The organism is Klebsiella michiganensis, from assembly GCF_015139575.1.
Taxonomy (GTDB): Bacteria; Pseudomonadota; Gammaproteobacteria; order Enterobacterales; family Enterobacteriaceae; genus Klebsiella; species Klebsiella michiganensis.
Genome location: NZ_AP022547.1, coordinates 5,767,680 through 5,792,204, shown reverse-complemented (window position 1 = coordinate 5,792,204; position 24,525 = coordinate 5,767,680). Strand labels below are relative to the sequence as shown.

Below are 24,525 nucleotides of genomic sequence, written 5' to 3'. Positions count from 1 at the left end.
AGCCATAGTTTTACTCCAGATAAAACACCTCTTTAAGCTCCGCGCTTACCGGACTGTTGTCCGGATTGGCAGGCATCACATCGCGCATATGCTGCCACCAGCGCTGGCATACCTCGGTCCCGGCGACGGCGTCCCAGCGCGCTTCGGATTCAATCTCCACCGTGGCGAACAGCAGATGGCGCTCTTTATCGAGATAAATCGCGTAGTGGTGCGCGCCGTGGGCTTTCAGCACCGCTTCCAGCTCCGGCCAGATGGGGTTATGACGGCGCTGATACTCTTCATGCGCGTCCGGGTTTACCTGCATCACGAAAGCTTTGCGGATCATAATGCCTCCAGATAGAGTTCGCGGACTTCATCGCGGCTGGCGGTGCGCGGATTGCACGGCGCGCACGGGTCGGCCAGCGCTTTATCCAGCCAGCCTTCAATATCGGCTTTGCTGACGCCAAGCTGGCTGAAGCCTTGCGGAATGCCGACGCGTTTGCTTAGCGCGCGGATGGCGTTGATGGCCTCCATGCTGGCCGCTTCATCGCTCATATCGCGGGTATCGACGCCCATCGTCTGCGCCACGCGCGCGAAGCGGGCAACCGCGTTCGGCCGGTTAAAGTTTTCGATGATCGGCAGCAGGATGGCGTTGCACACGCCGTGCGGCAGGTTGTGGGTAGCGCCCGGCTGATGGGCCAGCGCGTGCACCAGGCCGAGACCGGCGCTGTTAAACGCCATGCCCGCCAGATACTGGCCAAACGCCATCTGCTCGCGGGCTTCAAGGTGGTGTCCATCGTCGACGGCTTGCGGCAGCCACAGGTTGATCAGGCGAATCGCTTCCAGAGCGTTGGCATCGGTCAGCGGGTGCGCGCCCACGGAAACAAAGGCTTCAATGGCGTGGGTCAGCGCGTCCATGCCGGTGGCGGCGGTAATGGATGGCGGGATATCCAGCATCACGCTGGCGTCATCGACGGCGATATCGGGAATGATATTGGGGTCGATAATCACCTCTTTTACCTGGCGCTCGGCGTCGATAATAACCGCGTTGCTGGTCATCTCCGCCGCGGTACCGGCGGTCGTGTTGATGGCCACCAGCGGCACGCCGGCGTTTTTCACTTTGCCGACGCCGGAGTAGGCGGTCGATGGCCCCGGGTTGGCGGTGAGGATTTTTATCGCTTTGGCGGTATCAATCGGGCTGCCGCCGCCGAAGGCGATAAGGTAATCACACCCGGCCTCGCGATACGCCGCGTAGCCTTTTTGCACCAGCGCTTCCGTTGGGTTAGGGAACACCTCGTCAAACAGATGGTAAGACATCTGCTGTTCATCCAGGGCGGTAAACAGGCTGTCGAGCAGCCCCAGCTTCACCAGCTGACCGTCGGTGACGATCAGCGCTTTGCCCCAGCGTTTACCCGCCACCAGCTTGACCATATCGCCGATTGCGCCCGCGCCGTGGAGGCTGATTTTGGGCAGTGCCAACATAAAACTCATGATAATTCTCCTTAATGTTGATTTTGGGTAATCCGTTTCCCTTCACCCGCCCCCGGGTCGCGGCTGGCGCCTTACCCGGGCTACACGTACCGGTCAGATTAGGGTGAAGGGGAAATTAAATTCGTCTTCGCTGCATCATCCGCCGGGTAATAATCGGCAGCGAGATCACCACGATCAGCATCGCGCCGATGATGATCGACATCACGATCCCCGGCACGTTGAGCAGGCTCAGGCCAAACGTCACCAGCCCCATCAGGAAGGCGGCGATAATCACCCCCACCATGCTGCCGGAGCCGCCGAGAATATTGACGCCGCCGAGCACCGCCATCGTGACGACCGCCAGCTCCCAGCCCATCGCCAGCGTCGGGCGGGTGCTGCCGAGCCTCGAGGTCAGCAGGACCGCCGCCAGCCCGGCCATCAGCCCGACCAGCGCGAACAGCACCAGATTGTGGCGCTTGACGTTGATTCCGGAGAACCAGGCTCCGGTCGGGTTATTGCCGATGGCGTAGGTCCGGCGGCCAAAGTTGGTTTTATGCAGCAGGAAGGTAAAGGCGGCGGCGAGGAGGATAAACAGCGCGAACTCAAAAGAGAGCGCCCCCCACACGTAGCCCTGGCCGAACCAGGCGAAGCTGTCCGGGTAGTGATTGAGCGCCTTGTCGCCCAGCAGAATGTAGGTTATTCCGCGATACAGGCTCATGGTGCCGATGGTGATCACAATCGACGACAGGTTAAAGCGCGTCACCAGGATACCGTTGAACAGGCCGCACAGCAGCCCAACGCCCAGCCCGACGGCCACCAGCAGCGGCGTATCCATACCCGCCGCCGCGCAGAAGCCCATCGCCGTTGAGCTCAGCGCCATCGTCGAGGCTACCGAAAGGTCGATCTCTCTGGCGATAATCAGCATCGCCATCGGCAGCACGATGATCGCTTTTTCGGTAAAGTTAAACGTGGCGTCCGACAGGTTCCAGATATTAAGGAAGTAGGGTGACGCCAGGGCGTTAACCACGAATACCGCCAGGGTTACCGCCAGCAGAAACCCTTCCCAGCACAGCAAGCGGCGCAGCGGCGACGGCGCGGCCGGGGCGCTTTTCATCTCTTCAGACATCATTATTTTGCTCATGATTTCACCGCCTGTTTCTGCCGCGCCAGCGCCGCGTTGCGCAGGATTAATCGTCCGCTACCTTTATTACCGCGTTCGTTAAGCAGCACCGCAATGACGATCACCGCGCCGGAAATGGCCATTTGCCAGAACGGCGAAATGCCAATCACCGGCAGCGCGTTATTGATAACGCCGAGGAACAGCGCGCCGCACAGGCAGCCGAGCACGCGACCGGTTCCGCCCATGGTGCTGATGCCGCCGATGACGCAGGCGGCGACCACCTGCAGTTCAAAACCGTTGGCGACATCGACATAGGCGACGGCGAAGCGCGAGATCCACAGATAGCCGCAGAACCCGGCCAGCGCGCCGGAGAGGCAGAAGCTGACAAACTGCATTTTCCCGGCGTTAATCCCGGTGTAGTACGCCGCCGTCGCGTTGCCGCCCGCGGTGTACAAGGCCCGGCCGGTGCGGCTGTAGCGGAGGAAATAGCCCACCAGCAGCAGCGCGGCGATGGCGCACCAGCTCAGCAGCGGCAGCCCCAGCAGCGAGGCGCGCGGCAGGCCGAGAAAATCGGCGCTCATCTGGTGCGAGTTAACCCAGCCGCCGTCGGAAAGCAGGAAGATAATCCCGCGATAAATACTCATGGTGCCCAGCGTGACCACGATGGCCGGAATGCCGAGCCGCCAGACCAGCAGGCCGTTAATCATCCCCATCAGCAGGCCAAGCAGGGTCGCCAGCGCCAGCAGCGCCGCCACCGGGATACCCGGATAGTGGGCGTTGAGCAGCGCGACGATCATCCCGGTCAGCGCCAGATTGGCGGCCATCGACAGATCGATGCCTTTGGTGAGCAGTACCATCATCTGGCCGAGGGCGAGGACGATCAGAATGGCGGTGTCGTTAAACATCTCCACCAGATTGCCCGGCGAGACGAACGACGGCGCCCGGCTGCCGATAGCGCCGATCAGCAAAACGATCACCGCCGCCAGCAGCGCCTCGCGGTGTTTAAGCAACTGTTTACCCATTACGCTGCCTCCCGACCGGCGCCGCTGGCGGCGCTGACGATGGTTTCCGCCGTCGCTTCACCGGCGCGATACTCGGCCACCATCAGCCCTTCGTGCATCACGATAATCCGGTCGGCCATGCCCATCACTTCCGGCAGCTCCGAAGAGACCATAATGACCGCCAGCCCCTGGCTGACCAGCTCGGACATAAACTGGTGCACCGCCGCTTTGGAGCCGATATCGATGCCTTTAGTCGGTTCGTCGAGGATAATCACCTCGGGATGGGTCGCCAGCCATTTGCCGATCACCACTTTTTGCTGATTGCCGCCGGAAAGGGTTTCCACCGCCTGCCGCCAGCTAAAGGCCTTAACCTGCAGGCGCGAGGCGTACTCGTCCGCCAGCCGCCATTCGCGGGCGTCGTTAAGCACGCCGCCGGGGTTCAGTTTGCTGAGCTGCGGCAGGCTGATGTTCTGGGCGATCGGCAGGGCGATAATTGCTCCCTGCTTCTGCCGCTCTTCCGGCACGCAGACGATACCGGCGCCGATCGCGTCGGCCGGCTGGCGAAAGCGCATCGGTTTTCCCTTCAGCACGATATCGCCGGAAGAGGGATGCGAGACTCCGGAGAGCGCCTGCATCAGCTCGGTGCGCCCGGCGCCCACCAGCCCGTAAAAGCCAAGGATCTCCCCTTTGCGCAGGCTGAAGCTGATATGGGCGAACTCGGTGGGGTGGCAGAGGTCTTTCACCTCCAGCACCGTTTCCCCTGGGATACAATCGACTTTCGGGTAGGTTTGGGTAATCGCGCGGCCCACCATCATCGCCACCATCCGCTCTTCGGTGATGTCGTTAATCGCACCGGAGCTGACGTACACGCCGTCGCGCAGAATGGTGTAGTAGTCCGCCAGCTCGAAAATCTCATCGAACTTATGCGAAATAAACAGGATCGCTTTGCCGTCCTGCTTCAGGCGCTCAACGATCTGATAGAACTCCAGAATTTCATGCTGCGAGAGCGCGGCGGTCGGCTCATCGAGGATCACCACCTGAGCTTCAAAGGAGAGCGCCCGGGCGATGGCGACCATATGGCGCTGGGCGATACTGAGGGTTTTCAGCGTCGCGCGCGGGTCAATCTGTACCTCGAGGCGGGTGAGAATTTCGCTGGCTTTGCGGTGCATGGCGGGCCAGTCGAGCTTCTTCAGCAGGCCGCGATGCAGATACTGGCCGACGAAGATATTTTCGGTGACCGAGAGTTCGTCGAACAGCACGGTTTCCTGATGAATCGCGGTGATCCCGACCTTATGCGCCGACTCCGGGTTCGGCAGTTGGATAGGGATCGCTTTATAGAGAATCTCGCCCTCTTCGGGCTGATAAATGCCGGTCATCACTTTGACCAGCGTCGATTTCCCCGCGCCGTTTTCGCCGATTAAAGCGGTCACTTTGCCGGGCCAGAGATCGAGCTGTACGTTTTCAAGGGCGCGCACACCGGGAAAAACCTTGGTGATGCCCTTCAGCGACAGCAGTGGGGTGGATGCTGACATGATAGTTCTCCGTAAAATCACCCCTCACCCTAACCCTCTCCCCAAAGGGGCGAGGGAACCGTTCAGTGCTCGCTGGCAGCAGTGCGCAGAGGGCCTGACTTTCTCCCTCTCTTTTGGAAGAGGGCCGGAGTGAGGAAACAGGGTTAGAAAATTTTCGAGAACTTATCGATGTTGCTCGCATCGTAGACGAACGGTTCGGCCATCGCGCCGCTACCGTCGGCGTCCAGCTTCACTTTGCCCAGCTTGCCCATATTGGCTTCGGTTTTGGTCGCCGTGCCTTTGACTAAATCGTCAGCCAGATACGTGGCGGCGTAGCCGAGGTCAATCGGGTTCCAGATGGCGAAGCTTTTACTGGCGCCGGACTTAATCGCCCCGGCCATTTCCGACGGCAGCCCCAGCCCGGTGACGTAGACCTTGCCGATTTTGCCCTGATCTTTCACCGCCTGCGCGGCGGCCACGATCCCTACCGACGAAGGCGAAACAATCACTTTCAGGTCAGGGTATGACTTCAGCAGGCCCACCGCTTCGCGATAGCTTTTATCCGACAGATCGTCACCGTAGGCGACGGTCACCAGATTGACGGACGGATACTGCGGCAGCACCTTTTTCATCTCCTCAATCCAGATGTTCTGGTTGGTGGAGGTTGGGGTGGCGCTTAAAATCGCCACATCGCCTTTTTCCACGTTCAGCGCCTTCAGCGCATCGGCGGCGAGCTTAACGTTGGTTTCGCCAATCAGCGCGTTATTGGACGGATTAAGATGGATCTGGCGGCCCGCCGGCGCGACGCCGGAGTCCCAGGAGACCACCTTAATACCGCGCTGCATCGCTTTTTTCAGTACCGGCACCACGGCGTCGGGATCGTTAGCGGAAATGGCGATCGCATCCACCCCTTGGGCGATCAAACCATTCAGCACTTCGATCTGCGCTTCGGCGGTGGTGGTGGTCGGGCCGGTATAGATCACTTTGACATCGCCTAACTCTTTGGCCGCTTCCTGCGCGCCGACGTTCGCTGCTTCGAAGAATCCATTTCCCAATGATTTCGCCACGAGGGCGATTTTGACTTCGGCTAAAGCGGAACCGGACAACGCCAGGATGGCAACGGTGAGGATCAAGCTTGTGTTTGTTTTCATTGCTTTTACTCCACATGAGTTAGTTTGTAGGGTTTGCAGGTGATTTTTTCGCCCCGTCTCGGTGAGCGGGGCGCGATGTTGTTATGGATAAAGGTCTAACGCGGACTGCAGGGGTTGAACGTTGAAGCGTTTGCCAAGGGCGACCAGCTCTTCGCGGGTGATGGTTTGTTTCATCCCGCCCATTGAGTAAACTTTCACCAGCACCTCGGCGGATTTCTCAGCGGTATCGATCAGGCCGAAGGTTTCGTCCAGATTGGGGCCGCTGCCGAAAACGCCGTGGAACGGCCACAGCACCAGCGAATGTTTCTGCATCGCCTCGGAGGTGGCCTCGCCGATTTCGTCGGTGCCCGGCACCATCCACGGCAGGATGCCGACGCCGTCCGGGAAGACCACCAGGCATTCGGTACTCCCTTCCCACAGCTTGCGGGTAAACAGATCGCTGCTGTTCTCCAGCACGTAGGTCAGGGCGATCAGATTGGTGGCGTGGCAGTGCATGATCACCCGGTCTTTACCGTTGGTCAGCCGGATGCGCTCGCTGTGCGACAGGAAGTGCGCCGGCAGCTCGGATGTTGGCACCGCATCGTTGGTCAGGCCCCAAAGAATATGGTATCCCGCGCCGTCGCTGTCGACTTTCACCACCCCGAGGTTCGCCGCCGGGTCGAGCTGGACGTTACGGAAGAATTTACCGGAACCGGTGACGATAAACGGCTGGTTAGCCAGCGTCGGCATCGGCTGGCTCAGGGCGATATAGCGCGATTTGGCGTGGAAATCCGCCGCGTAGGGTTCGATATCCGCTTCGTCGAGGCGCAGCGTCAGGTTGCCGCCGTTGCGCTCGTCCCAGCCTTTCAGCCAGGCGTCAGAAGTGGCTTTAATCATGCCCTGGACGAACCAGGCGTCGATAATGGTCTGCATAGTCTTGTCTTTCCTGTTGATTCGGCGCGGGGTTGGCCCCTCGCCCTGAATATGTGCGAGCCCCCGGATTGCGCCGTAAACGGCTTATCCGGGCTACCGGTTTGTAGCCCGGCCGCGACCCGGGGAACGTCCGGGCTTTACCCGCGCTGGCTCAGAACCGCATTTTCATAAGCGCGTACGTTATCCAGCCACTGGCTGCCTGCCGGCGTATCGTGACGCTGACAGTACATCTCCCAGATGGCCTGCCACGGCAGGCACTTCTGCTCTTCCAGCAGCGCCAGACGGGCGGTGTAGTCGCCGTCGACTTCCAGCTGACGCAGCTGGGCGGTCGGTTCCAGCAGGGCGCGCAGCAGCGCTTTCTTCATATTGCGCGTGCCAATCACCCACGCCGCGATGCGGTTAATCGAAGCGTCGAAGAAATCGAGGCCGATATGCACGCGGTCGAACAGATCGTGACGGATGATTTCGCTGGCGATGGCCTGGGTTTCGTCATCCAGCAGCACCACGTGGTCGCTGTCCCAGCGTACCGGACGGCTGACGTGCAGCAGCAGGCGCGGGATATAGAGCATGGCGGCGGAGATTTTGTCGGAGATGACCTCCGTCGGGTGGAAGTGGCCGGCATCCAGGCACAGGGCGGTCTGGCGGCTGGTGGCGTAGCCCATATAGAACTCATTGGAGCCGACGGTGTAGCTTTCCGCGCCGATACCGAACAGTTTGCTCTCGACGGCATCAATGTGGTGCGCCGGGTCCAGCTTCTCGCTGATCACTTCATCGAGCGCGTTCAGCAGGCGCTGGCGCGGCGCGAAGCGGTCAACGGTAATATCCTTCATGCCGTCCGGGATCCAGATATTCATTACCGACGGCGTGCCCAGCTGCTCGCCGAAGTAAGCGGAAATACGGCGGCTGGCCTTGCAGTGATCGATCCAGAACTGGCGGATTTCATCGTTGGCGTGCGACAGCGTAAAGCCGTCGGCGCTTAGCGGATGCGAGAAGCAGGAGGGGTTAAAATCGAGCCCCAGCTTGTTGGCTTTCGCCCACTCAACCCAGTTTTTAAAGTGCTCCGGCTTAATTTCATTACGCGGCACCGGCGCGTCGGATTCGAGATAGAGCGCGTGCAGGTTCAGACGTTTTGGCCCGGGGATCAGGCTCAGCGCCTGCTCAAGGTCGGCGCGCAGCTCGCTGGCGTTACGCGCTTTACCCGGGTAGTTGCCGGTGGCCTGAATACCGCCGGTCAGGCTTCCTTCCGGGTTTTCGAAACCGACGACGTCATCGCCCTGCCAGCAGTGCATGGAAACGGGCAGGCGATCCAGCTGGCGCAAGGCCTCCTCGACGTCCACGCCGACGCTGGCGTAGCGCTGTTTGGCAATTTCCCAGGCTTGTTCAAGTTGAGTGGTCATGCGCAAAGCTCCTTGGTCTGTTGTGGCTGAAACTGCGCGACGAAGCGGGCAATTTCACTTTCAGGATTGGGGGTAAAGGTGGTGAGGGCGTAGTTTTGCCGCACCACCTGACGGAATTCATCGACGTTGTGCAGCTCGTCCAGGGTCATCAGCTGAATGCCGATATTCCCCAGGGTGGAGGCCTCAACCGGGCCGGCGGTCACGGTGATGCCGCAGGCGTCGGCGCACAGCTGGTTGAGCAGTTCGTTCTGGCAGCCGCCGCCGACAATATGCAGCTGGCTGAACGGCTGACCGCGCAGCGCCGCCAGCTCGTTGAGCACCCGGGCGTAGAGCAGCGCCAGGCTGTCAAAAATACAGCGCGCCAGCTCGGCGTCGGTATCGGGAACCGGCTGCCCGGCTTCGCGGCAGGCGGCCTGGATTTCCGCGCTCATGTTGTCCGGGTTGATAAAGCGGTCATCGTTGCAGTCAATGACGAAGCGGCAGGCCGGAAGCGCAGCGGTACGCGCGATCAGCGCCGGCAGGTCGCCGACGTTTTGCTCCTTGAGCACCCGCTGCAGCAGCCACAGGCCCATGATATTTTTCAGCACCCGATAGCGGCCTTCGGCACCGCCTTCGTTGGTGATATTGGCCCTTAGCGCCGCATCGCTGGTGCAGGGGGTTTTGCTTTCAAAGCCCATCAGCGACCAGGTGCCGGAAGAGAGATACGCGGCGTTTTTGCTGGCCAGCGGCGAGGCGATAACCGCGCTGGCGGTATCGTGGCTGGCGACGGCGACCACCGGGATGTTATTGCCCTGCGGGCAAATCCAGTGGCCAATAACGTTGCCGGGATGGGTCGGCGTTCCGAACCAGTCGCGCGGCGCGCCGCTCCAGTTCAGCAGATCTTCATCCCAGCTATCGCTGTTGATGTTGACCAGCTGCGTGGTGGTGGCGTTGGTGTATTCCCAGTTCATGTTGCCGGTCAGGCGGAAGCTAAAGTAGTCCGGGATCAGCAGCGCGTGCGCGGCCTGGCTGACCAGTTCCGGCTGCTGTTCAACCAGCGCGCGCAGCTGATAAAGGGTATTAAACGGCAGAAACTGAATACCGCTGCGGCGATAGATCTCCGCCCGGCCCAGCTGCTCTTCGGCATGGCGCATCAGGCCCTGGGTGCGGGAGTCGCGATAGGAAACCGGCAGGCCGACGCGCTGACCCGCTTTATCCAGCAGGACATAATCCACGCCCCAGGTATCGATGCCGATGCTGTCGATCAGGATGCCCTGTTCGCAGACCTTCTCCAGACCGCGGCGAATTTCCCCTTCCAGGCTATCGAGATCCCAGCAGTCGAAGCCATCCACCTTTTGCAGGCTATTGGTAAAACGGTGAATTTCACGCAGCGCCAGCGTTTGCTGACCGGGCTGATAACCGGCGAGCATCACCCGCCCGCTGGAGGCGCCTAAATCGACGGCGACACAATGACGATAACTCATGGGAAGATCCTTGTGAAAATCATTGCATACAGTCTAAAAAAGTCGCGTCGGGCTCACCTTCTTGTTACTGACAGGGAAAATTGGCCGCTGGCAAGAAAGCAAAGGTGACCGTGAGGGAGGTCACAGTTTCGTTTTCTCCGCGCTGGGGTGAGGGATGTGATGTTGTCCGCAGTTCCCGATCTTTCCCGTCATTTCTTGAAAAAGCGGCAGGCTTTACGAATTTTGCGGTCAAAAATTGAAGGCCGGATCGCCGACCCTTAATTACTATTTGCTCCACTGATTGATAACTTTTCTCATCTCGAGGAGCGGCTATGACTATGTTGCACAGTGTGGATTTCTTTAAGTCCGGCGTTTCAGCTGTCGCCATTGAGCCGCGGCTCCCGCAATCCGCTTTTCCTGAGCATCACCATGATTTTCATGAGATTGTTATTGTGGAGCACGGCACCGGGATTCACGTTTTCAACGGCCAGCCCTACACCATCAGCGGCGGCTCGGTCTGCTTTATCCGCGATCACGATCGCCATCTCTACGAGCACACGGATAATTTATGCCTGACTAACGTGCTCTATCGCGCGCCGGACGCGTTTCGCTTTTTGTCCGGCCTGAACGCGCTGTTGCCGCAGGAGCAGGAGGGGAACTACCTCTCGCACTGGCGGGTGAATCAGAATGCGTTGCAGCAGGTGCGCCAGATTGTGGAGCAGATGGAGAACGTTGGCGCGGATGCGGATATGCACGCCATCGCCAGCCGCGAGATTTTATTTATGCAGCTGCTGGTGCACCTGCGTAAAAGCAGCCTCGCCGAAGGGGCCGCCAACAACGACGCGCGGCTCAACCATTTGATGGCCTGGCTGGAAGACCATTTTGCCGAGGATATCTGCTGGGAAGAGGTGGCGGCGCGCTTTTCGCTCTCCTTGCGAACCCTGCACCGTCAGTTAAAACAGCAAACCGGGCTGACGCCGCAGCGCTATCTGAATCGGGTGCGGTTGATGAAAGCGCGCCATCTGCTGCGCCATAGCGATGATAGCGTGACCGATATCGCCTATCGCTGCGGATTCGGCGACAGTAACCACTTTTCGACGCTTTTCCGCCGCGAGTTTGACTGGTCTCCGCGCGATATTCGCCAGGGGCGCGACGCCATTCTTCAGTAACGGGAGAGCAGTCAACGTTTTGACAGACATAAACGCGAATAATGAAACGTTATTCACGTCCGGAGTTGATGTCGTGGCAGGTCAGCTGATTCTTCGCAAAGATGAATTTTTTGCCTCTCCCGCTCAGGCGGTGGCGGTGGCGGATCGCTATCCGCAAAACGTCTTCGCCGAGCACACCCATGAGTTCTGCGAACTGGTGCTGGTGTGGCGGGGTAACGGCCTGCACGTCCTGAACGATCGCCCGTGGCGCATTACCCGCGGCGATCTGTTCTATATCCGCGCGGAAGATAAACACTCCTACGCCTCGGTGAACGATCTCGTCCTGCAAAACGTCATTTATTGCCCGGACCGGCTGCGGCTTAACTTTGACTGGGCGGCGCACATTCCCGGCCTGTTCGGCACCCCGTGGGTTCCGCACTGGCGGATTGGCAGCAGCGGCATGGCCCAGGTCAGGCAGGTGATTACCCAGCTGGAGCATGAAAGCAGCCGCAGCGATGCGCAGGCCAATAATATGGCCGAACTGCTGTTTGCGCAGCTGGCGCTTATTCTTCAGCGCTATCGCTACGCCACCGATAATCTGGCGGCAACCCAAAGCGAAGCGCTGCTCGATAAGCTGCTCACCGAACTGGCGGGCAGCCTCAATCGTCCTTTCTTTCTTGACCGTTTTTGCGAGCGCGAAGGGTGCAGCGAACGCGCGCTGCGCCAGCAGTTTCGTCAGCAGACGGGGATGACCATCAACCACTACCTGCGCCAGCTGCGCATCTGTCACGCGCAGTATCTGCTGCAGCATACCGAACGGCTGATTGGCGAAGTGGCGATGCAGTGCGGGTTTGAAGACAGCAACTACTTTTCGGTGGTGTTTAACCGCGAGATAGGCATGACGCCGGGGCAGTGGCGGCAGCGCAGTCGCACCGCCGCCTGACGACGCTAGTTCGCCATTCCCAGACCAACGATATTGGCGGCGATAATAATCACCACGCAGCCGAGGCTGAGGACGCCCACCGGACGACGACCGGCGTTGTTCCACTCTTTCAGTATCAGACCCACCAGGCCGCCGCACAGCACGTAGAAGCTCATATGCAGCATCCAGCTCATGTAGTCGTACTGCGCCGGAATGCTGGCGTGGCCCCAGGCGTAGAAAAAGAACTGCAGATACCACATCAGGCCGCCTAACGCCGAAAGCAGGATATTGCTGATAATGAGCGGTTTTGCCAGCGAGAAGTCGGCTTTTATCGACAGGTTTTTTACTTTTGCCAGACGGATAAAGCAGAAGCCGAGGTTGACCAGCGCGCCGCCGCCCATAATCACCACATAGCTTGGCAGCGCGGTGTAGAGCGGATCAACGCCGAGCGCGGCGGCGGCTTCATGCATCGGCTTGGCGGCGTTCATGGCGAACGACATACCGGCCGAGAAGATGCCGCACATCACCGCCAGCAACAGCCCCTTTTTCAGGTTGAAGTCTTCGGCTTTGATGCCCATTTTGCGCTCTTTCAGCTGGCCTGCACGGGTGACGATACCCACGCCAATCACCGCGACCAGCACGCCGAGCAGCGTCATCTGGCCGCCTTTAGTGTTAATGAGAACATCAAACTGACCGTTAAGAATCGGCGTCATTAACGTGCCGACAATCAGCGTGATACCAATGGCGATGCCGATCCCCATCGACATCCCCAGGTAACGCATCGTCAGGCCGTAGTTGATATTACCGATACCCCACATGGCGCCGAACAGGAAAACGGGCAGCAGAGTGGAGGCGTTAAAAGAACCGTAATAGGCCCAGAAATCGGGCAGCAGCATGGCGCTGATGGCCCAGGGGAGGATCAGCCAGGAGACAATACCGCCGATAGACCACATGGTTTCCCAGGACCAATGTTTAACTTTCTTGAACGGGGCATAGAAACAGGCTGCACTGGCCGCACCTATCAAATGCCAAAAAATACCCATCGTAATCGCGTGATTCATTGATTTTATCCTCATCTATTTTTTATCGGATAAATCTTCTTCCGACCCGATGAGTGTAAAAATCGGTCAGTTTTTCCGCCTTTAAGCTGTTGCCACCCGAAGCCTGAACCTGGCAACCAAAAACTTAATTAGTTGTTCTGTATCACAAAACGACATCTATTACCCGTTGTTATAACCTTATTAAAAATACGGCATTGATAAGCGTTTTCAATATCATTTAATTAACTATAATGAACCAACTGCTTACGCGGCATTAACACTTTCCGCCGCTCGACAATAATGGAGATGATTATGAGTTATACACTGCCTGCCCTGCCGTACGCTTATGACGCCCTGGAACCGCATTTTGACAAGCAGACGATGGAAATCCATCACACTAAACACCACCAGACCTACGTAAATAACGCTAACGCAGCGCTGGAAAGCCTGCCTGAGTTCGCGAGCCTGTCCGCAGAAGAGCTGATTACCAAACTGGATCAGCTGCCGGCAGACAAAAAAACCGTGCTGCGTAACAACGCAGGCGGCCACGCTAACCACAGCCTGTTCTGGAAAGGCCTGAAAACCGGTACCACCCTGCAGGGCGACCTGAAAGCGGCTATCGAGCGTGATTTCGGTTCCGTTGACAACTTCAAAGCGGAATTTGAAAAAGCGGCGGCGACCCGTTTCGGCTCCGGCTGGGCGTGGCTGGTGCTGAAAGGCGACAAGCTGGCGGTGGTTTCTACCGCTAACCAGGACTCCCCGCTGATGGGCGAAGCGATCTCCGGCGCTTCCGGCTTCCCGATTATCGGCCTGGACGTGTGGGAACACGCTTACTACCTGAAATTCCAGAACCGCCGCCCGGACTACATCAAAGCGTTCTGGGACGTGGTGAACTGGGACGAAGCCGCAGCGCGTTTTGCCGCCAAAAAATAAGGTTGCATTGTGCTGAGCGAGAAGCGAGTCTGATGACTCGCTTTTTTTATATCCGCAGCAAAGGAGCAGCGATGCACTATCCGGTGAATGTCTTTGTGGGCAAGGTAAGGGATTATGACGGCAGCCGTCCAAGCGCCATCGGTAAAATTCAGGTCGATGGTGAACTGACCCTCGGCGATTTGGGGCTGGAGGGCGATGAGCAGGCGGAGAAGAAAATTCACGGCGGGCCGGACCGCGCGCTGTGCCACTATCCCCGTGAACACTACGCCCACTGGGCCCGTGAGCTTCCGCAGCAGGCGGATCTTTTCTGCGCCCCGGCGTTTGGCGAAAATCTCTCGACCGAAGGGCTGACCGAAAAAAACGTCTACATTGGCGATATCTTCCGCTGGGGAGAAGCGCTGATTCAGGTCACGCAGCCGCGATCGCCGTGCTTCAAGCTCAACTATCACTTTGCCGTCAGCGATATGGCGCAGCTTATGCAAAACAGCGGCAAAACCGGCTGGCTGTATCGGGTGGTGGCGGGCGGGCAGGTGTCCAGCGATGCGCCGCTGGCGCTGGTTTCCCGGCTCAGCGACGTGAGCGTTCACGAAGCGGGCGCCATCGCCTGGCAGATGCCGTTTGATGATGAGCAGTACCACCGTCTGCTCTCCGCGGCGGGGCTGTCGGTGAGCTGGAGCCGTACCATGCAGAAACGGCGCCTGAGCGGGAAGATCGAAAATAATTCGCGGAGATTGTGGGGAAAATAGCGCTTCCGTGCGCGTTCCCGGATGGCGGCGCGTTGCGCCTTATCCGGGCTACCCGTTTCGACCCCGGCCCGGCGAAGCCAGGCCGGGGGGATTAGGTGCGCTTGTACAGCGGCAGCCAGAGGGTTAAGCGCAGGCCGCCCAGCGGGCTGTCGTCGGCCTTCACCCAACCGCGATGCTGTTGAATCGCCGCCTCGACAATCGCCAGCCCCAGGCCGGTACCGCCAGACTCGCGGTCGCGCGCCTCATCGGTACGGTAGAACGGACGGAAAATCTGCTCGCGATCCTCCGGACTCACGCCCGGGCCGTCATCATCGACGTTCACCGTGATGCCGTCTTTATCCACTGAGAAGCTTACCGAAATTTTAGTATGCGAGTAGCGCAGCGCGTTACGCACGATATTCTCCAGCGCGCTTTCCAGGGCATTGGGGTTACCGTACAGCGGCCACGGCCCCGGCGGATACTCGACGGTGAACGATTTCCCCATCTGTTCGGCTTCAAAGGCGGCGTTATCCAGCACCTCGCCCCACAGCTGGTTGGCTTTCACCGTTTCGCTGACCAGCGCGGTTTTCGCCTGATTGCGCGACATCACCAGCAGGTCGTTGATCATGCTATCCAGCCGGTGCGCTTCCATCTCAATACGCTCCAGCTCTTTGCTTTCCCCGCTGCGGCGGCGCAGCAATGCGGTGCCTAACTGCAGGCGGGTCAGCGGCGTGCGCAGTTCGTGCGAGATATCGGACAGCAGACGATGCTGGCTGGACATCATGCGCTCCAGCGCGGTCACCATCTGGTTAAAACTGGTCCCGGCGGCTAAAAACTCCTGCGGACCGGCTTCCAGCTCCGGATGCTGACGCAGGTTGCCCTGGGCGACTTCATCGGCGGCATTTTTGAGCTTACGCGCGGGTTTCGCCAGGCTCCACGCCAGCCATAGCAGCAGCGGGGCGCTGACTAACATCGTGACGATCAGCAGCAGTAGCGGCCGGTCGAACAGCAGATTGATGAAGTCTGATTGTGACGTATTGGCAGGACGAATCAGATAGAGCTGGTAGTTATCTTCTCCATCCCTGACGGAAAAAGGCCCGACCATTTCCAGACGACCATAGCGCTTTTTCTGCGGATGGTCGGCGTTATCCGCCTGGCCGATAAAGTTGCGGATAATCTGCATTTCGTTGCGTTCGGCACCGATAACGCGACCTTCGCTGGTGACCAGCAGCAAACGCTGGCCCGGCGGAGCCCACTTATCGATGGCGCGAAACAGACGACGCCACCACATCAGGTCGTTTGGCGGATCGTTCGCCAGTTCGGCCTCGACGTGCTGTTCAATCATGATGCCCTGACGTTGCTCGCTCTCCAGCAGCTCGGTCATCTGGCGCGAGTCCAGCTTAGGCAGCATCAGAACCAGCATCAACACCAGCGCCAGCGTGAGCCAGAAAATAGCGAAGATGCGTGCGGTTAAACTTCCAATCATGAAGCCGATACCATCAGATAGCCGCGTCCGCGCAGGGTTTTAAACCACGGATGGCCGTCTTTGCGCTCCGGCAGCTTGCGCCGCAGGTTGGAGATGTGCATATCGATTGCGCGATCGAATGGCGTCAGGCGTTTACCCAGCACTTCCTGGCTAAGATGCTCACGCGATACCACCTGGCCAAGATGCTGCGCCAGAAGATAGAGCAGGGTGAACTCGGTGCCGGTCAGCTCGAGGGTCAGACCATCGAAGCTGGCTTCCTGGCGACCAGGGTTAAGGCTTAGCGCATCCACTTCCAGCGTCGGTGAACCGGCTTCGGTTGTCTGCTGCTGCTCGCTCCAGTGCGACCGGCGCAGAATCGCGCGTATACGCGCCACCAGCTCACGATCGTTGAACGGCTTAGGCAAATAATCGTCCGCGCCCAGCTCGAGGCCGAGAACGCGATCCAGCTCGCTCCCGCGAGCCGTTAGCATGATAACCGGGGTCTGGTGTGTCTGACGCAACTCTTTGAGCGTGTCGATACCGTTTTTCTTCGGCATCATCACATCAAGCAAAAGTAAATCGATGCTGTCGTCCAGAAGGGCCAGCGCCTGTTCCCCATCATGGGCGACGAGCACATTAAAACCTTCCATATCGAGCAGCTCTTTTAACAGGGAGGTGAGCTCCCGGTCATCATCTACTAACAGGATTTTATTCATTGTTTAAATACCTCCGAGGCAGAAATTACGTCATCAAGGCTCGCTAATCCATGACTTTACGTTGTTTTACACCCCCTGACGCATGTTTGCAGCCTGCATCGTAAACTCTCTCTCGTTGAATCGCGACACAAACGTTTTGGGAGTATGTGATGCGCAATGTTATCGCTGCCGTCATGGCCTCAACGCTGGCGCTAAGTGCATATAGCCAAGCCGCTGAAGTCGTCACCAGCGTTAACTGGCTTCCCGGAGACGAAGGGGTCCAGCGCAGCAGCCAGAGCCATATGTTTGACGGCATAAGTTTAACTGAACACCAACGGCAACAGTTACGAGATCTTATGCAGCGGGCACGCCACGACAGGCCACCCGTTAATGTTAGCGAAATGGAGACAATGCATCGCCTTGTCACCGCAGAAAATTTTGATGAAAACGCTGTACGCGCTCAGGCAGATAAGATGGCGCAGGAACAGGTTGCCCGCCAGGTTGAAATGGCAAAAGTTCGCAACCAGATGTATCACCTGCTAACGCCAGAGCAGCAAGCGGTTTTAAACGCTAAGCACCAGCAACGAATGGATCAGTTGCGTGAGGTTGCACGGATGCAAAAAGGCTCAGCGATGATGCTTTCGAGTAGTAGCAATACCCTGCAACCCCAGTAACAACCCTGTTTTCCTTGCCATAGACACCATCCCTGTCTTCCCCCACATGATGTGGGGGTTTTTTTTGCCCGTTATTCAGCGCCCTCCTGCCTCCCCGTCCCGGTAAAAGATCGGGTTATACTAAGCGCATCGCGAAGTAAGGAGCGTTTATGAATCAATCTTATGGGCAGCTGGTGAGCCGCGCGGCGATTGCGGCAACGGTGATGGCCTCTGCGTTACTTTTGATCAAGATTTTTGCATGGTGGTATACCGGGTCTGTGAGTATTCTGGCGGCGCTGGTTGATTCACTGGTGGATATCGCCGCCTCGTTGACCAACCTGCTGGTGGTGCGTTATTCGCTGCAGCCTGCCGATGAAGAACATACCTTTGGCCATGGTAAAGCGGAATCGCTGGCCGCGCTGGCGCAAAGTATGTTTGTCTCCGGCTCGGCGCTGTTTCTGTTCTTGACCGGTATTGATCATCTCGTTCGTCCTGAGCCGATGAATGCGGCGGGCGTAGGGATGGTGGTGACGCTGATTGCGCTGGTCAGCACGCTGCTGCTGGTCACGTTCCAGCGCTGGGTAGTAAGAAAAACACAAAGTCAGGCGGTACGGGCGGATATGCTTCATTATCAGTCTGATGTTATGATGAACGGCGCAATTCTGGTGGCGCTGGCCCTCTCCTGGTACGGCTGGCACCGTGCTGATGCGCTGTTTGCATTAGGTATAGGCGTCTATATTTTATATAGCGCGCTGCGCATGGCTTATGACGCCGTTCAGTCGTTGTTAGACCGCGCGCTTCCTGATGAGGAACGCCAGGAAATTATCAATATCGTGACCGCGTGGCCAGGCGTCAGCGGGGCGCACGATCTACGAACGCGGCAGTCAGGGCCGACTCGCTTTATTCAGATTCATTTGGAAATGGAAGATAACCTCCCGCTGGTTCAGGCACACGTGATTGCCGACCAGGTGGAGCAGGCGCTGTTGCTCCGTTTTCCCGGGTCCGATGTCATTATCCACCAGGACCCCTGCTCTGTGGTGCCGTTAGGGCGGCAGGGTGTTTTATGATCTTTAGGTTATAGTCTGTAAACTCGATGTAAAAGTGTGGGGCGGATCGGCATTTTTTGTATAAATTACCGCCATTTGGTCTGACCTGAATCAATTCAGCCAGAAGCGTTTGATATACTATTGCAATTATCGTTGTGCACTCCTCGTGAGGGGCGCTTCAGGCAACAGGATTATTTTTTGCTTCCTAAGTTCAGAGGTAGTCATGATTAAGAAAATCGGTGTGTTGACAAGTGGCGGTGATGCCCCGGGCATGAACGCAGCAATTCGTGGCGTTGTGCGTGCGGCATTAACGGAAGGTCTGGAAGTTTTTGGAATCTATGACGGTTACCTCGGCCTGTATGAAGATCGTATGGTTCAGCTCGACCGCTACAGCGTTTCCGACATGATCAACCGCGGCGGCACCTTCCTGGGGTCGGCGCGTTTTCCAGAATTCCGCGAAGAACATATTCGCGCCGTCGCGATTGAAAATATGAGAAAGCGCGGCCTGGATGCGCTGGTGGTTATCGGTGGTGACGGTTCCTACATGGGTGCCGTGCGTCTGACTGAGATGGGCTTCCCCTGCATCGGTCTACCGGGCACCATCGACAACGATATTAAAGGCACCGACTATACCATCGGCTTCTTTACCGCATTGAGCACCGTGGTAGAGGCTATTGACCGCCTGCGTGATACCTCTTCCTCCCACCAGCGTATTTCCGTTGTTGAAGTGATGGGCCGCTACTGCGGCGATCTGACCCTGGCGGCAGCTATCTCCGGCGGCTGTGAGTTCATCATGGTGCCTGAGGTTGAATACACGCGCGACGACCTGGTTTCAGAAATTAAGGCGGGTATCGCGAAAGGCAAAAAACACGCGATTGTGGCGATCACCGAGCATATGTGCGACGTCGACGAGCTGGCTCACTACATCGAGAAAGAGACCGGCCGTGAAACTCGTGCCACCGTACTGGGCCACATTCAGCGCGGCGGCTCTCCGGTTCCTTATGACCGTATTCTGGCATCCCGCATGGGCGCGTACGCGATTGACCTGCTGCTGCAGGGCTTCGGCGGCCGCTGCGTTGGTATTCAGAACGAGAAGCTGGTTCACCACGACATTATCGACGCTATCGAAAACATGAAGCGTCCGTTCAAAAGCGACTGGCTGGATTGCGCTAAGAAGCTGTACTAAGCCTCCGGCGGAAATAAAAAGGCCTTCTCAGAGAGAAGGCCTTTTTTATGGGCGGGACGCTACTCGATATCCAGGGCATCCTCGGAGAGGATAATCCCGGTATTATCGGCGTAGAGATGGTCGCCGGAAAAGAAGGTGACGCCGCCGAAGTTGACGCGCACGTCGCTTTCGCCGATACCTTCACCTGCGGCCCCTACGGGGATGGCCGCCAGCGCCTGGATGCCGATATCCAGCTCTTCCAGATCGTCAACCTGACGCACAGCGCCATAGACGACCAGCCCTTCCCACTCGTTTTGTACGGCCAGACGCGCCAGGTCAGCGTCAATCAATGCGCGTCGAACGGAACCACCGCCGTCAACCAACAGGACATGACCACGGCCGTTCTGTTCGAGCATATCGTAGAGCAACCCGTTATCCTCGAAACATTTTACCGTGATGATTTGTCCACCAAACGACGAGCGCCCCCCAAAGTTGGAGAACAGAGGTTCCACGACGTTGACATCCTCCTGGTAGATGTCACAAAGCTCGGAAGTATCGTATTTCATAGGCTTAACGTTCAGTTGCTGCGAGAATTTTCAGTATATCGCGTGAATCGTACTGTTGGCAAAATCATCAATTGTTAATTGATATTTGTCAGTTAACCCACAAGCCGGCTGCAAATAATTCCGATAACAAACAGCAGGTTGGTCAGCAGCGCCCCTTTAACCGTTCTTTCGAGCATTGGACGCATGGCGACAGGGTCGCGTTCGCGCATCACATAACGCGCCTGTTTGACCAGCAGCGGCGTTGCCAGCAGGAACAGCCAACCCCACGGATTATGCAGCGAGAGAAGGTTAAACAGCGCCAGGCACAGCGGCGCGCCAAACAGCAGGCAGGCGTGGTAGCGGCGAGCGTTAACCGGCCCCAGGCGCACGGCGAGGGTGTTTTTACCGTTTTCACGATCGCTGTCGATATCACGCAGGTTGTTAATATTCAGCACCGCCGTTGCCAGCAGGCCGCAGGCGGTGGCGGGTAAGAAAATAACCGCTTCAACGCTGTGCGCCTGGAGGTACCAGCTCCCGACCACGCTAAGCCAGCCGAAGAACACCAGCACGGAGATATCGCCAAGGCCGATGTAGCCGTAAGGACGAGTGCCGACGGTGTAGGTAATGGCGGCCACGATCGATAGCCCGCCAAGCACCATAAAACCGATAAAATCGGCCATGGTCTGCCAGGCCAGGAACAGCAGCGCCAGGCCAGAGAGACAAATCAGCGCCACGGTGAGAATCAACGCGCGTTTCATCTGCGCCTGGGTGATTGCCCCTTTCTGCATCCCGCGCAGGGGGCCGATACGGTCAGGTTTATCGCTGCCTTTTACCGCGTCGCCATAATCGTTGGCCAGATTGGAGAGGATTTGTAATAAACCGGCGGTGATGATGGCCAGCAGGGCAACCCAGGGATCGAAGCTGCCCTGATGCCAGGCAAGCGCGGAGCCGACAATAATGGCGGCAAAGGCCAGAGGTAACGTTTTGGGGCGCAGGCTTTCCAGCCAGGCCTGGGTGCGAGTGATAGCGTGTTCGGTCATAAGTCCCGGCCAATAAAAAATGGGGCTCTACCCTTCATACTTCAAGCTGCAGATGCGTTGGCGACGCGCATTCACCCCAGGCGCTGCCGGGATAAATGAGGGCCATCAGCCAGCGGCTGCCTTTCCACAACTCGAATTATTTAGGGTATCTATAGCCCCATCTATAGTGATGAAAATATATTGAACCGGATTATAAGATAAAACGGCTCAGATCTTCATCTGCCACCAGAACATCCAGATGCTTACCGACATATTCCGCATCGATGGTGACGGTTTGGCCATTCATTTCGCTGGCATCGTAGGAGATGTCTTCGATCAGACGCTCCAGTACGGTATGCAGACGACGCGCACCGATGTTCTCGGTGGTCTCGTTGACCTGCCACGCGGCCTGAGCGATACGCTTGATGCCATCTTCCGTGAACTCGATATTGACGCCTTCGGTGGCCATCAGCGCTTTATACTGCACGGTGATGGACGCGTTCGGCTCGGTCAGGATGCGCTCGAAGTCGTGGGTGGTCAGCGCTTTCAGCTCAACGCGAATCGGCAGACGACCCTGCAGCTCCGGGATTAAGTCAGACGGGCTGGCCACCTGGAACGCGCCGGAAGCGATAAACAGAATATGATCGGTTTTCACCATGCCGTGCTTGGTGGAGACGGTACAGCCTTCAACCAGCGGCAGCAGATCGCGCTGTACGCCTTCGCGGGATACGTCCGGGCCGGAGGAGTTGCCGCCGCGCTTACAGATTTTATCGATTTCGTCGATAAACACGATACCGTGCTGCTCAACGGCGTCGATGGCATCCTGCTTCAGCTCTTCCGGGTTGACCAGCTTCGCCGCTTCTTCTTCAATCAGCAGCTTCATCGCGTCTTTAATTTTCAGCTTACGCGGTTTTTGCTTCTGGCCGCCCAGGTTCTGGAACATGGACTGCAGCTGGCTGGTCATCTCTTCCATGCCCGGAGGGGACATGATTTCAACGCCCATCGGCGCAGCAGCGAGATCGATCTCAATCTCTTTATCATCGAGCTGCCCTTCGCGCAGTTTTTTACGGAAAGACTGACGCGCGGCGGACGGTTCCTGAGGCTGTTCAGCCTGGCCCCAGTTGTTTTTCGCCGGCGGGATCAGCACGTCAAGGATGCGCTCTTCCGCCAGTTCTTCCGCACGATAGCGGTTTTTGTCGATGGACTGCATGCGCACCATTTTGATCGCCGCATCGGTCAGATCGCGGATGATGGAGTCCACTTCTTTACCAACATAGCCCACTTCGGTGAATTTCGTCGCTTCAACTTTGATGAACGGCGCGTTGGCAAGCTTTGCCAGACGACGGGCGATTTCCGTTTTACCGACGCCGGTCGGGCCGATCATCAGAATGTTTTTGGGCGTGACTTCGTGACGCAGCTCTTCGTTGAGCTGCATACGACGCCAGCGGTTACGCAGAGCGATGGCGACGGATCGCTTGGCTGCGTCCTGGCCGATAATGTGTTTGTCCAGTTCGCTGACAATTTCGCGTGGGGTCATTTCAGACATGGGAGATCCTTACGCTTTAGACGGTAATTCTTCGATGGTATGGAAGTGGTTGGTATAAATGCAGATATCACCTGCAATATTCAACGCTTTCTCTGCGATATCGCGTGCGCCCATATCGGTATTTTCCAGCAGGGCGCGAGCCGCGGCCTGGGCGTAAGGACCGCCGGAGCCGATAGCAATCAAATCGTTTTCTGGCTGCACCACGTCACCGTTACCGGTGATGATAAGCGATGCGTTTTCGTCAGCCACGGCCAGCAGCGCTTCCAGCTTGCGCAGCATGCGGTCGGTACGCCAGTCTTTCGCCAGCTCAACGGCGGCCTTCACCAGGTGGCCCTGATGCATTTCCAGCTTACGTTCAAACAGTTCGAACAGCGTGAAGGCGTCAGCGGTGCCGCCCGCAAAGCCGGCGATCACTTTGTCGTTGTACAGGCGGCGCACTTTTTTGACGTTGCCTTTCATTACGGTGTTGCCCAGCGTGGCCTGGCCATCACCGGCAATAACGACATGGCCGTTACGGCGAACACTTACAATTGTAGTCACGAGCAGACCCCTTGGTTGCAAAAGCGGAATAGGGGCCCCGCGGTTACGCGGGGCAGAATGCAATTATAGATGGGGGGGATTTTGAGGGTTTCAACCCCTGGCGGCGAGACGAATGCAGTTTGCGTGTCCGGCCATTTTCAGCCGTTCAATCATATTGCTGGCGTTTTCTTTGCCTTTCAGCGGCCCAATCACCACGCGGTTCCAGCCGTTATTGGTGGTGATGTGCGAGGCGAAACCTTCAAACGCCAGCTGCGCGCGCACGGTTTCCGCCTGCTCAGCGCCTTTGAAGGAGCCGCACTGGATCATCCAGCTGCGATCGTCTTTTTTCTCCGCGGCGGCGGTTTTTGGCGCCTCTTCAACGCGGGTTACCGGCGCGGCGGCCTGGGTTTTAGGCTGCGCGGTACTGGTATGCGCCGGCGTTTGCAGCAGATCCTGATACGGCTGCTGGTTCGACGCCGTTTGCTTCGGCGGCTGCTGCACCGGTTTCGGCTGCTCGACGGCCCGCGGCTGGGTTCGCGGTTGCTGTACCTGCGTCTGTGTCTGCTGCTGCACCTGAGCGAGCTGCTGCTGCTGCTGAACTAAACGCTGACGCTGCAGGGTCTGCTGGCGCTGCGCCGGGGTTTGTTCATTCCACGGCACTTCGGTCAGCTGCGTAGGCTGCTGACGCATATCGGCCTGCATTTGCGCCAACAGCTGGCGCTGCTCGTCCGTCAGCTGCTCCGGCTTCATGACTTCGCCGCCTGCCGTGGGTTCCGTAGGCGCACGTACGCCGGGCTGACGGCTCTCCAGCTCTTTAATATAGCGCCAGCGCTCTTCCGGCTTCGGCGGGAGGCCGTTGCCAGCGGCCTGGCGGTTTTGCAGCGCTTCAGCCTCTTCTTTCTTGTGGTGCGTGATGAAGTACAGTCCACCGATAAAGGCCACCAGCACTGCCGCAGCGATCGCCACCATAGTCGGTGAAACCGCCGAAAGGCCGCCTTGCTTGTTCCTTGAGCTTCGGGTATTGCTCTTTTTGCGCCGCGAAGAAGCCGGTTGGCTGCGGCGTACATAATCTCGTTGTGCCACTATCGTTTCGCTGTCTTATTCGTTTTTCAGCCCGCCAT

General features: G+C 58.0%; 24 protein-coding genes. 7 read left to right on the top strand and 17 right to left on the bottom strand.

All coding sequences use genetic code 11. The annotated features are described in order from the left end of the window. Positions 1-10: 10 nt before the first annotated feature. From rhaM to rhaB, 9 genes are all read right to left on the bottom strand, one after another. Positions 11-325 carry an L-rhamnose mutarotase gene (gene rhaM / locus JLG71_RS27075; protein ID WP_014227413.1) on the bottom strand — a complete coding sequence of 105 codons (315 nt, stop codon included), beginning with the start codon at positions 323-325 and terminating at the stop codon, positions 11-13. After that, on the bottom strand, positions 322-1,470 hold the full coding sequence (gene fucO / locus JLG71_RS27070) for a lactaldehyde reductase (RefSeq protein WP_186006679.1): 1,149 nt from the start codon (positions 1,468-1,470) through the stop codon (positions 322-324). The genes rhaM and fucO overlap by 4 nt, the downstream gene beginning before the upstream one ends. A gap of 115 nt (positions 1,471-1,585) precedes the next feature. After that, positions 1,586-2,590, bottom strand: a complete 1,005-nt coding sequence (locus JLG71_RS27065) for an ABC transporter permease (protein WP_004855968.1) — start codon at positions 2,588-2,590, stop codon at positions 1,586-1,588. Then, positions 2,587-3,591, bottom strand: coding sequence for an ABC transporter permease (locus tag JLG71_RS27060; protein ID WP_025106559.1), 1,005 nt, complete (start codon positions 3,589-3,591; stop codon positions 2,587-2,589). Before JLG71_RS27060 ends, JLG71_RS27065 begins: the two co-directional genes overlap by 4 nt. Continuing rightward, positions 3,591-5,102, bottom strand: a complete 1,512-nt coding sequence (locus JLG71_RS27055) for a sugar ABC transporter ATP-binding protein (protein WP_014837038.1) — start codon at positions 5,100-5,102, stop codon at positions 3,591-3,593. The genes JLG71_RS27060 and JLG71_RS27055 overlap by 1 nt, the downstream gene beginning before the upstream one ends. Positions 5,103-5,245: 143 nt before the next feature. Further along, entirely contained in the window at positions 5,246-6,232 is a 987-nt protein-coding gene (gene rhaS / locus JLG71_RS27050; RefSeq protein WP_004127197.1) for a rhamnose ABC transporter substrate-binding protein, read from the bottom strand. Between the two features lie 81 nt (positions 6,233-6,313). Next, entirely contained in the window at positions 6,314-7,144 is an 831-nt protein-coding gene (gene rhaD / locus JLG71_RS27045) for a rhamnulose-1-phosphate aldolase (protein ID WP_200913910.1), read from the bottom strand. A gap of 137 nt (positions 7,145-7,281) precedes the next feature. Further along, positions 7,282-8,541, bottom strand: a complete 1,260-nt coding sequence (gene rhaA / locus JLG71_RS27040; RefSeq protein WP_025106561.1) for an L-rhamnose isomerase — start codon at positions 8,539-8,541, stop codon at positions 7,282-7,284. Then, positions 8,538-10,004 (bottom strand): rhamnulokinase, encoded by a 1,467-nt coding sequence (rhaB, locus tag JLG71_RS27035; protein ID WP_025106562.1) that lies wholly within the window; start codon positions 10,002-10,004, stop codon positions 8,538-8,540. The genes rhaA and rhaB overlap by 4 nt, the downstream gene beginning before the upstream one ends. 311 nt (positions 10,005-10,315) lie before the next feature. Here rhaB and rhaS (JLG71_RS27030) point away from each other — a divergent pair, with 311 nt between their 5' ends. Together rhaS (JLG71_RS27030) and rhaR are read left to right on the top strand one after the other, a co-directional pair. After that, complete coding sequence (gene rhaS, locus JLG71_RS27030; RefSeq protein WP_014227422.1) at positions 10,316-11,152, top strand: HTH-type transcriptional activator RhaS; 837 nt, start codon at positions 10,316-10,318, stop codon at positions 11,150-11,152. Between the two features lie 73 nt (positions 11,153-11,225). Further along, positions 11,226-12,074, top strand: coding sequence for an HTH-type transcriptional activator RhaR (gene rhaR / locus JLG71_RS27025; protein ID WP_004127212.1), 849 nt, complete (start codon positions 11,226-11,228; stop codon positions 12,072-12,074). A gap of 5 nt (positions 12,075-12,079) precedes the next feature. Here the strand turns inward: rhaR and rhaT are convergent, their stop codons facing one another. Beyond that, positions 12,080-13,114 (bottom strand): L-rhamnose/proton symporter RhaT, encoded by a 1,035-nt coding sequence (gene rhaT, locus JLG71_RS27020; RefSeq protein WP_004107493.1) that lies wholly within the window; start codon positions 13,112-13,114, stop codon positions 12,080-12,082. A gap of 291 nt (positions 13,115-13,405) precedes the next feature. Between rhaT and sodA the strand changes: the two genes are divergently transcribed. Together sodA and yiiM are read left to right on the top strand one after the other, a co-directional pair. Continuing rightward, entirely contained in the window at positions 13,406-14,026 is a 621-nt protein-coding gene (gene sodA, locus JLG71_RS27015; RefSeq protein ID WP_004127220.1) for a superoxide dismutase [Mn], read from the top strand. 71 nt (positions 14,027-14,097) lie between these two features. Beyond that, the gene (yiiM, locus tag JLG71_RS27010) at positions 14,098-14,772 is read left to right on the top strand and encodes a 6-hydroxyaminopurine reductase (protein WP_014227423.1); all 675 of its coding nucleotides are present in this window, start codon (positions 14,098-14,100) and stop codon (positions 14,770-14,772) included. Positions 14,773-14,863: 91 nt separating this feature from the next. Here yiiM and cpxA read toward each other — a convergent pair whose 3' ends face one another. Together cpxA and cpxR are read right to left on the bottom strand one after the other, a co-directional pair. Beyond that, a complete protein-coding gene (cpxA, locus tag JLG71_RS27005) occupies positions 14,864-16,237 on the bottom strand; it encodes an envelope stress sensor histidine kinase CpxA (protein ID WP_004107505.1) in 1,374 nt (457 codons plus the stop codon). Continuing rightward, positions 16,234-16,932, bottom strand: a complete 699-nt coding sequence (gene cpxR, locus JLG71_RS27000) for an envelope stress response regulator transcription factor CpxR (protein WP_004127228.1) — start codon at positions 16,930-16,932, stop codon at positions 16,234-16,236. Before cpxR ends, cpxA begins: the two co-directional genes overlap by 4 nt. Before the next feature lie 149 nt (positions 16,933-17,081). Here cpxR and cpxP point away from each other — a divergent pair, with 149 nt between their 5' ends. From cpxP to pfkA, 3 genes are all read left to right on the top strand, one after another. Beyond that, positions 17,082-17,585, top strand: coding sequence for a cell-envelope stress modulator CpxP (gene cpxP, locus JLG71_RS26995; RefSeq protein WP_004855993.1), 504 nt, complete (start codon positions 17,082-17,084; stop codon positions 17,583-17,585). 149 nt (positions 17,586-17,734) lie between these two features. After that, complete coding sequence (fieF, locus tag JLG71_RS26990; protein WP_014227425.1) at positions 17,735-18,631, top strand: CDF family cation-efflux transporter FieF; 897 nt, start codon at positions 17,735-17,737, stop codon at positions 18,629-18,631. 202 nt (positions 18,632-18,833) lie between these two features. Further along, a complete protein-coding gene (gene pfkA, locus JLG71_RS26985; protein ID WP_004127238.1) occupies positions 18,834-19,796 on the top strand; it encodes a 6-phosphofructokinase in 963 nt (320 codons plus the stop codon). A 59-nt stretch (positions 19,797-19,855) separates the two neighbouring features. Here pfkA and rraA read toward each other — a convergent pair whose 3' ends face one another. The 5 genes from rraA to ftsN form a co-directional block, all read right to left on the bottom strand. Next, on the bottom strand, positions 19,856-20,341 hold the full coding sequence (gene rraA / locus JLG71_RS26980) for a ribonuclease E activity regulator RraA (RefSeq protein ID WP_004127241.1): 486 nt from the start codon (positions 20,339-20,341) through the stop codon (positions 19,856-19,858). Positions 20,342-20,433: 92 nt separating this feature from the next. Further along, positions 20,434-21,360: a 1,4-dihydroxy-2-naphthoate polyprenyltransferase gene (gene menA / locus JLG71_RS26975; RefSeq protein WP_014227426.1), complete on the bottom strand. Its 927-nt coding sequence runs from the start codon at positions 21,358-21,360 to the stop codon at positions 20,434-20,436. A gap of 190 nt (positions 21,361-21,550) precedes the next feature. Next, positions 21,551-22,885, bottom strand: coding sequence for an HslU--HslV peptidase ATPase subunit (gene hslU, locus JLG71_RS26970; RefSeq protein ID WP_004127247.1), 1,335 nt, complete (start codon positions 22,883-22,885; stop codon positions 21,551-21,553). Between the two features lie 9 nt (positions 22,886-22,894). Further along, positions 22,895-23,425 (bottom strand): ATP-dependent protease subunit HslV, encoded by a 531-nt coding sequence (gene hslV, locus JLG71_RS26965; protein WP_004107530.1) that lies wholly within the window; start codon positions 23,423-23,425, stop codon positions 22,895-22,897. Between the two features lie 90 nt (positions 23,426-23,515). Then, positions 23,516-24,487: a cell division protein FtsN gene (gene ftsN, locus JLG71_RS26960; RefSeq protein WP_072057170.1), complete on the bottom strand. Its 972-nt coding sequence runs from the start codon at positions 24,485-24,487 to the stop codon at positions 23,516-23,518. Positions 24,488-24,525: the final 38 nt, after the last annotated feature.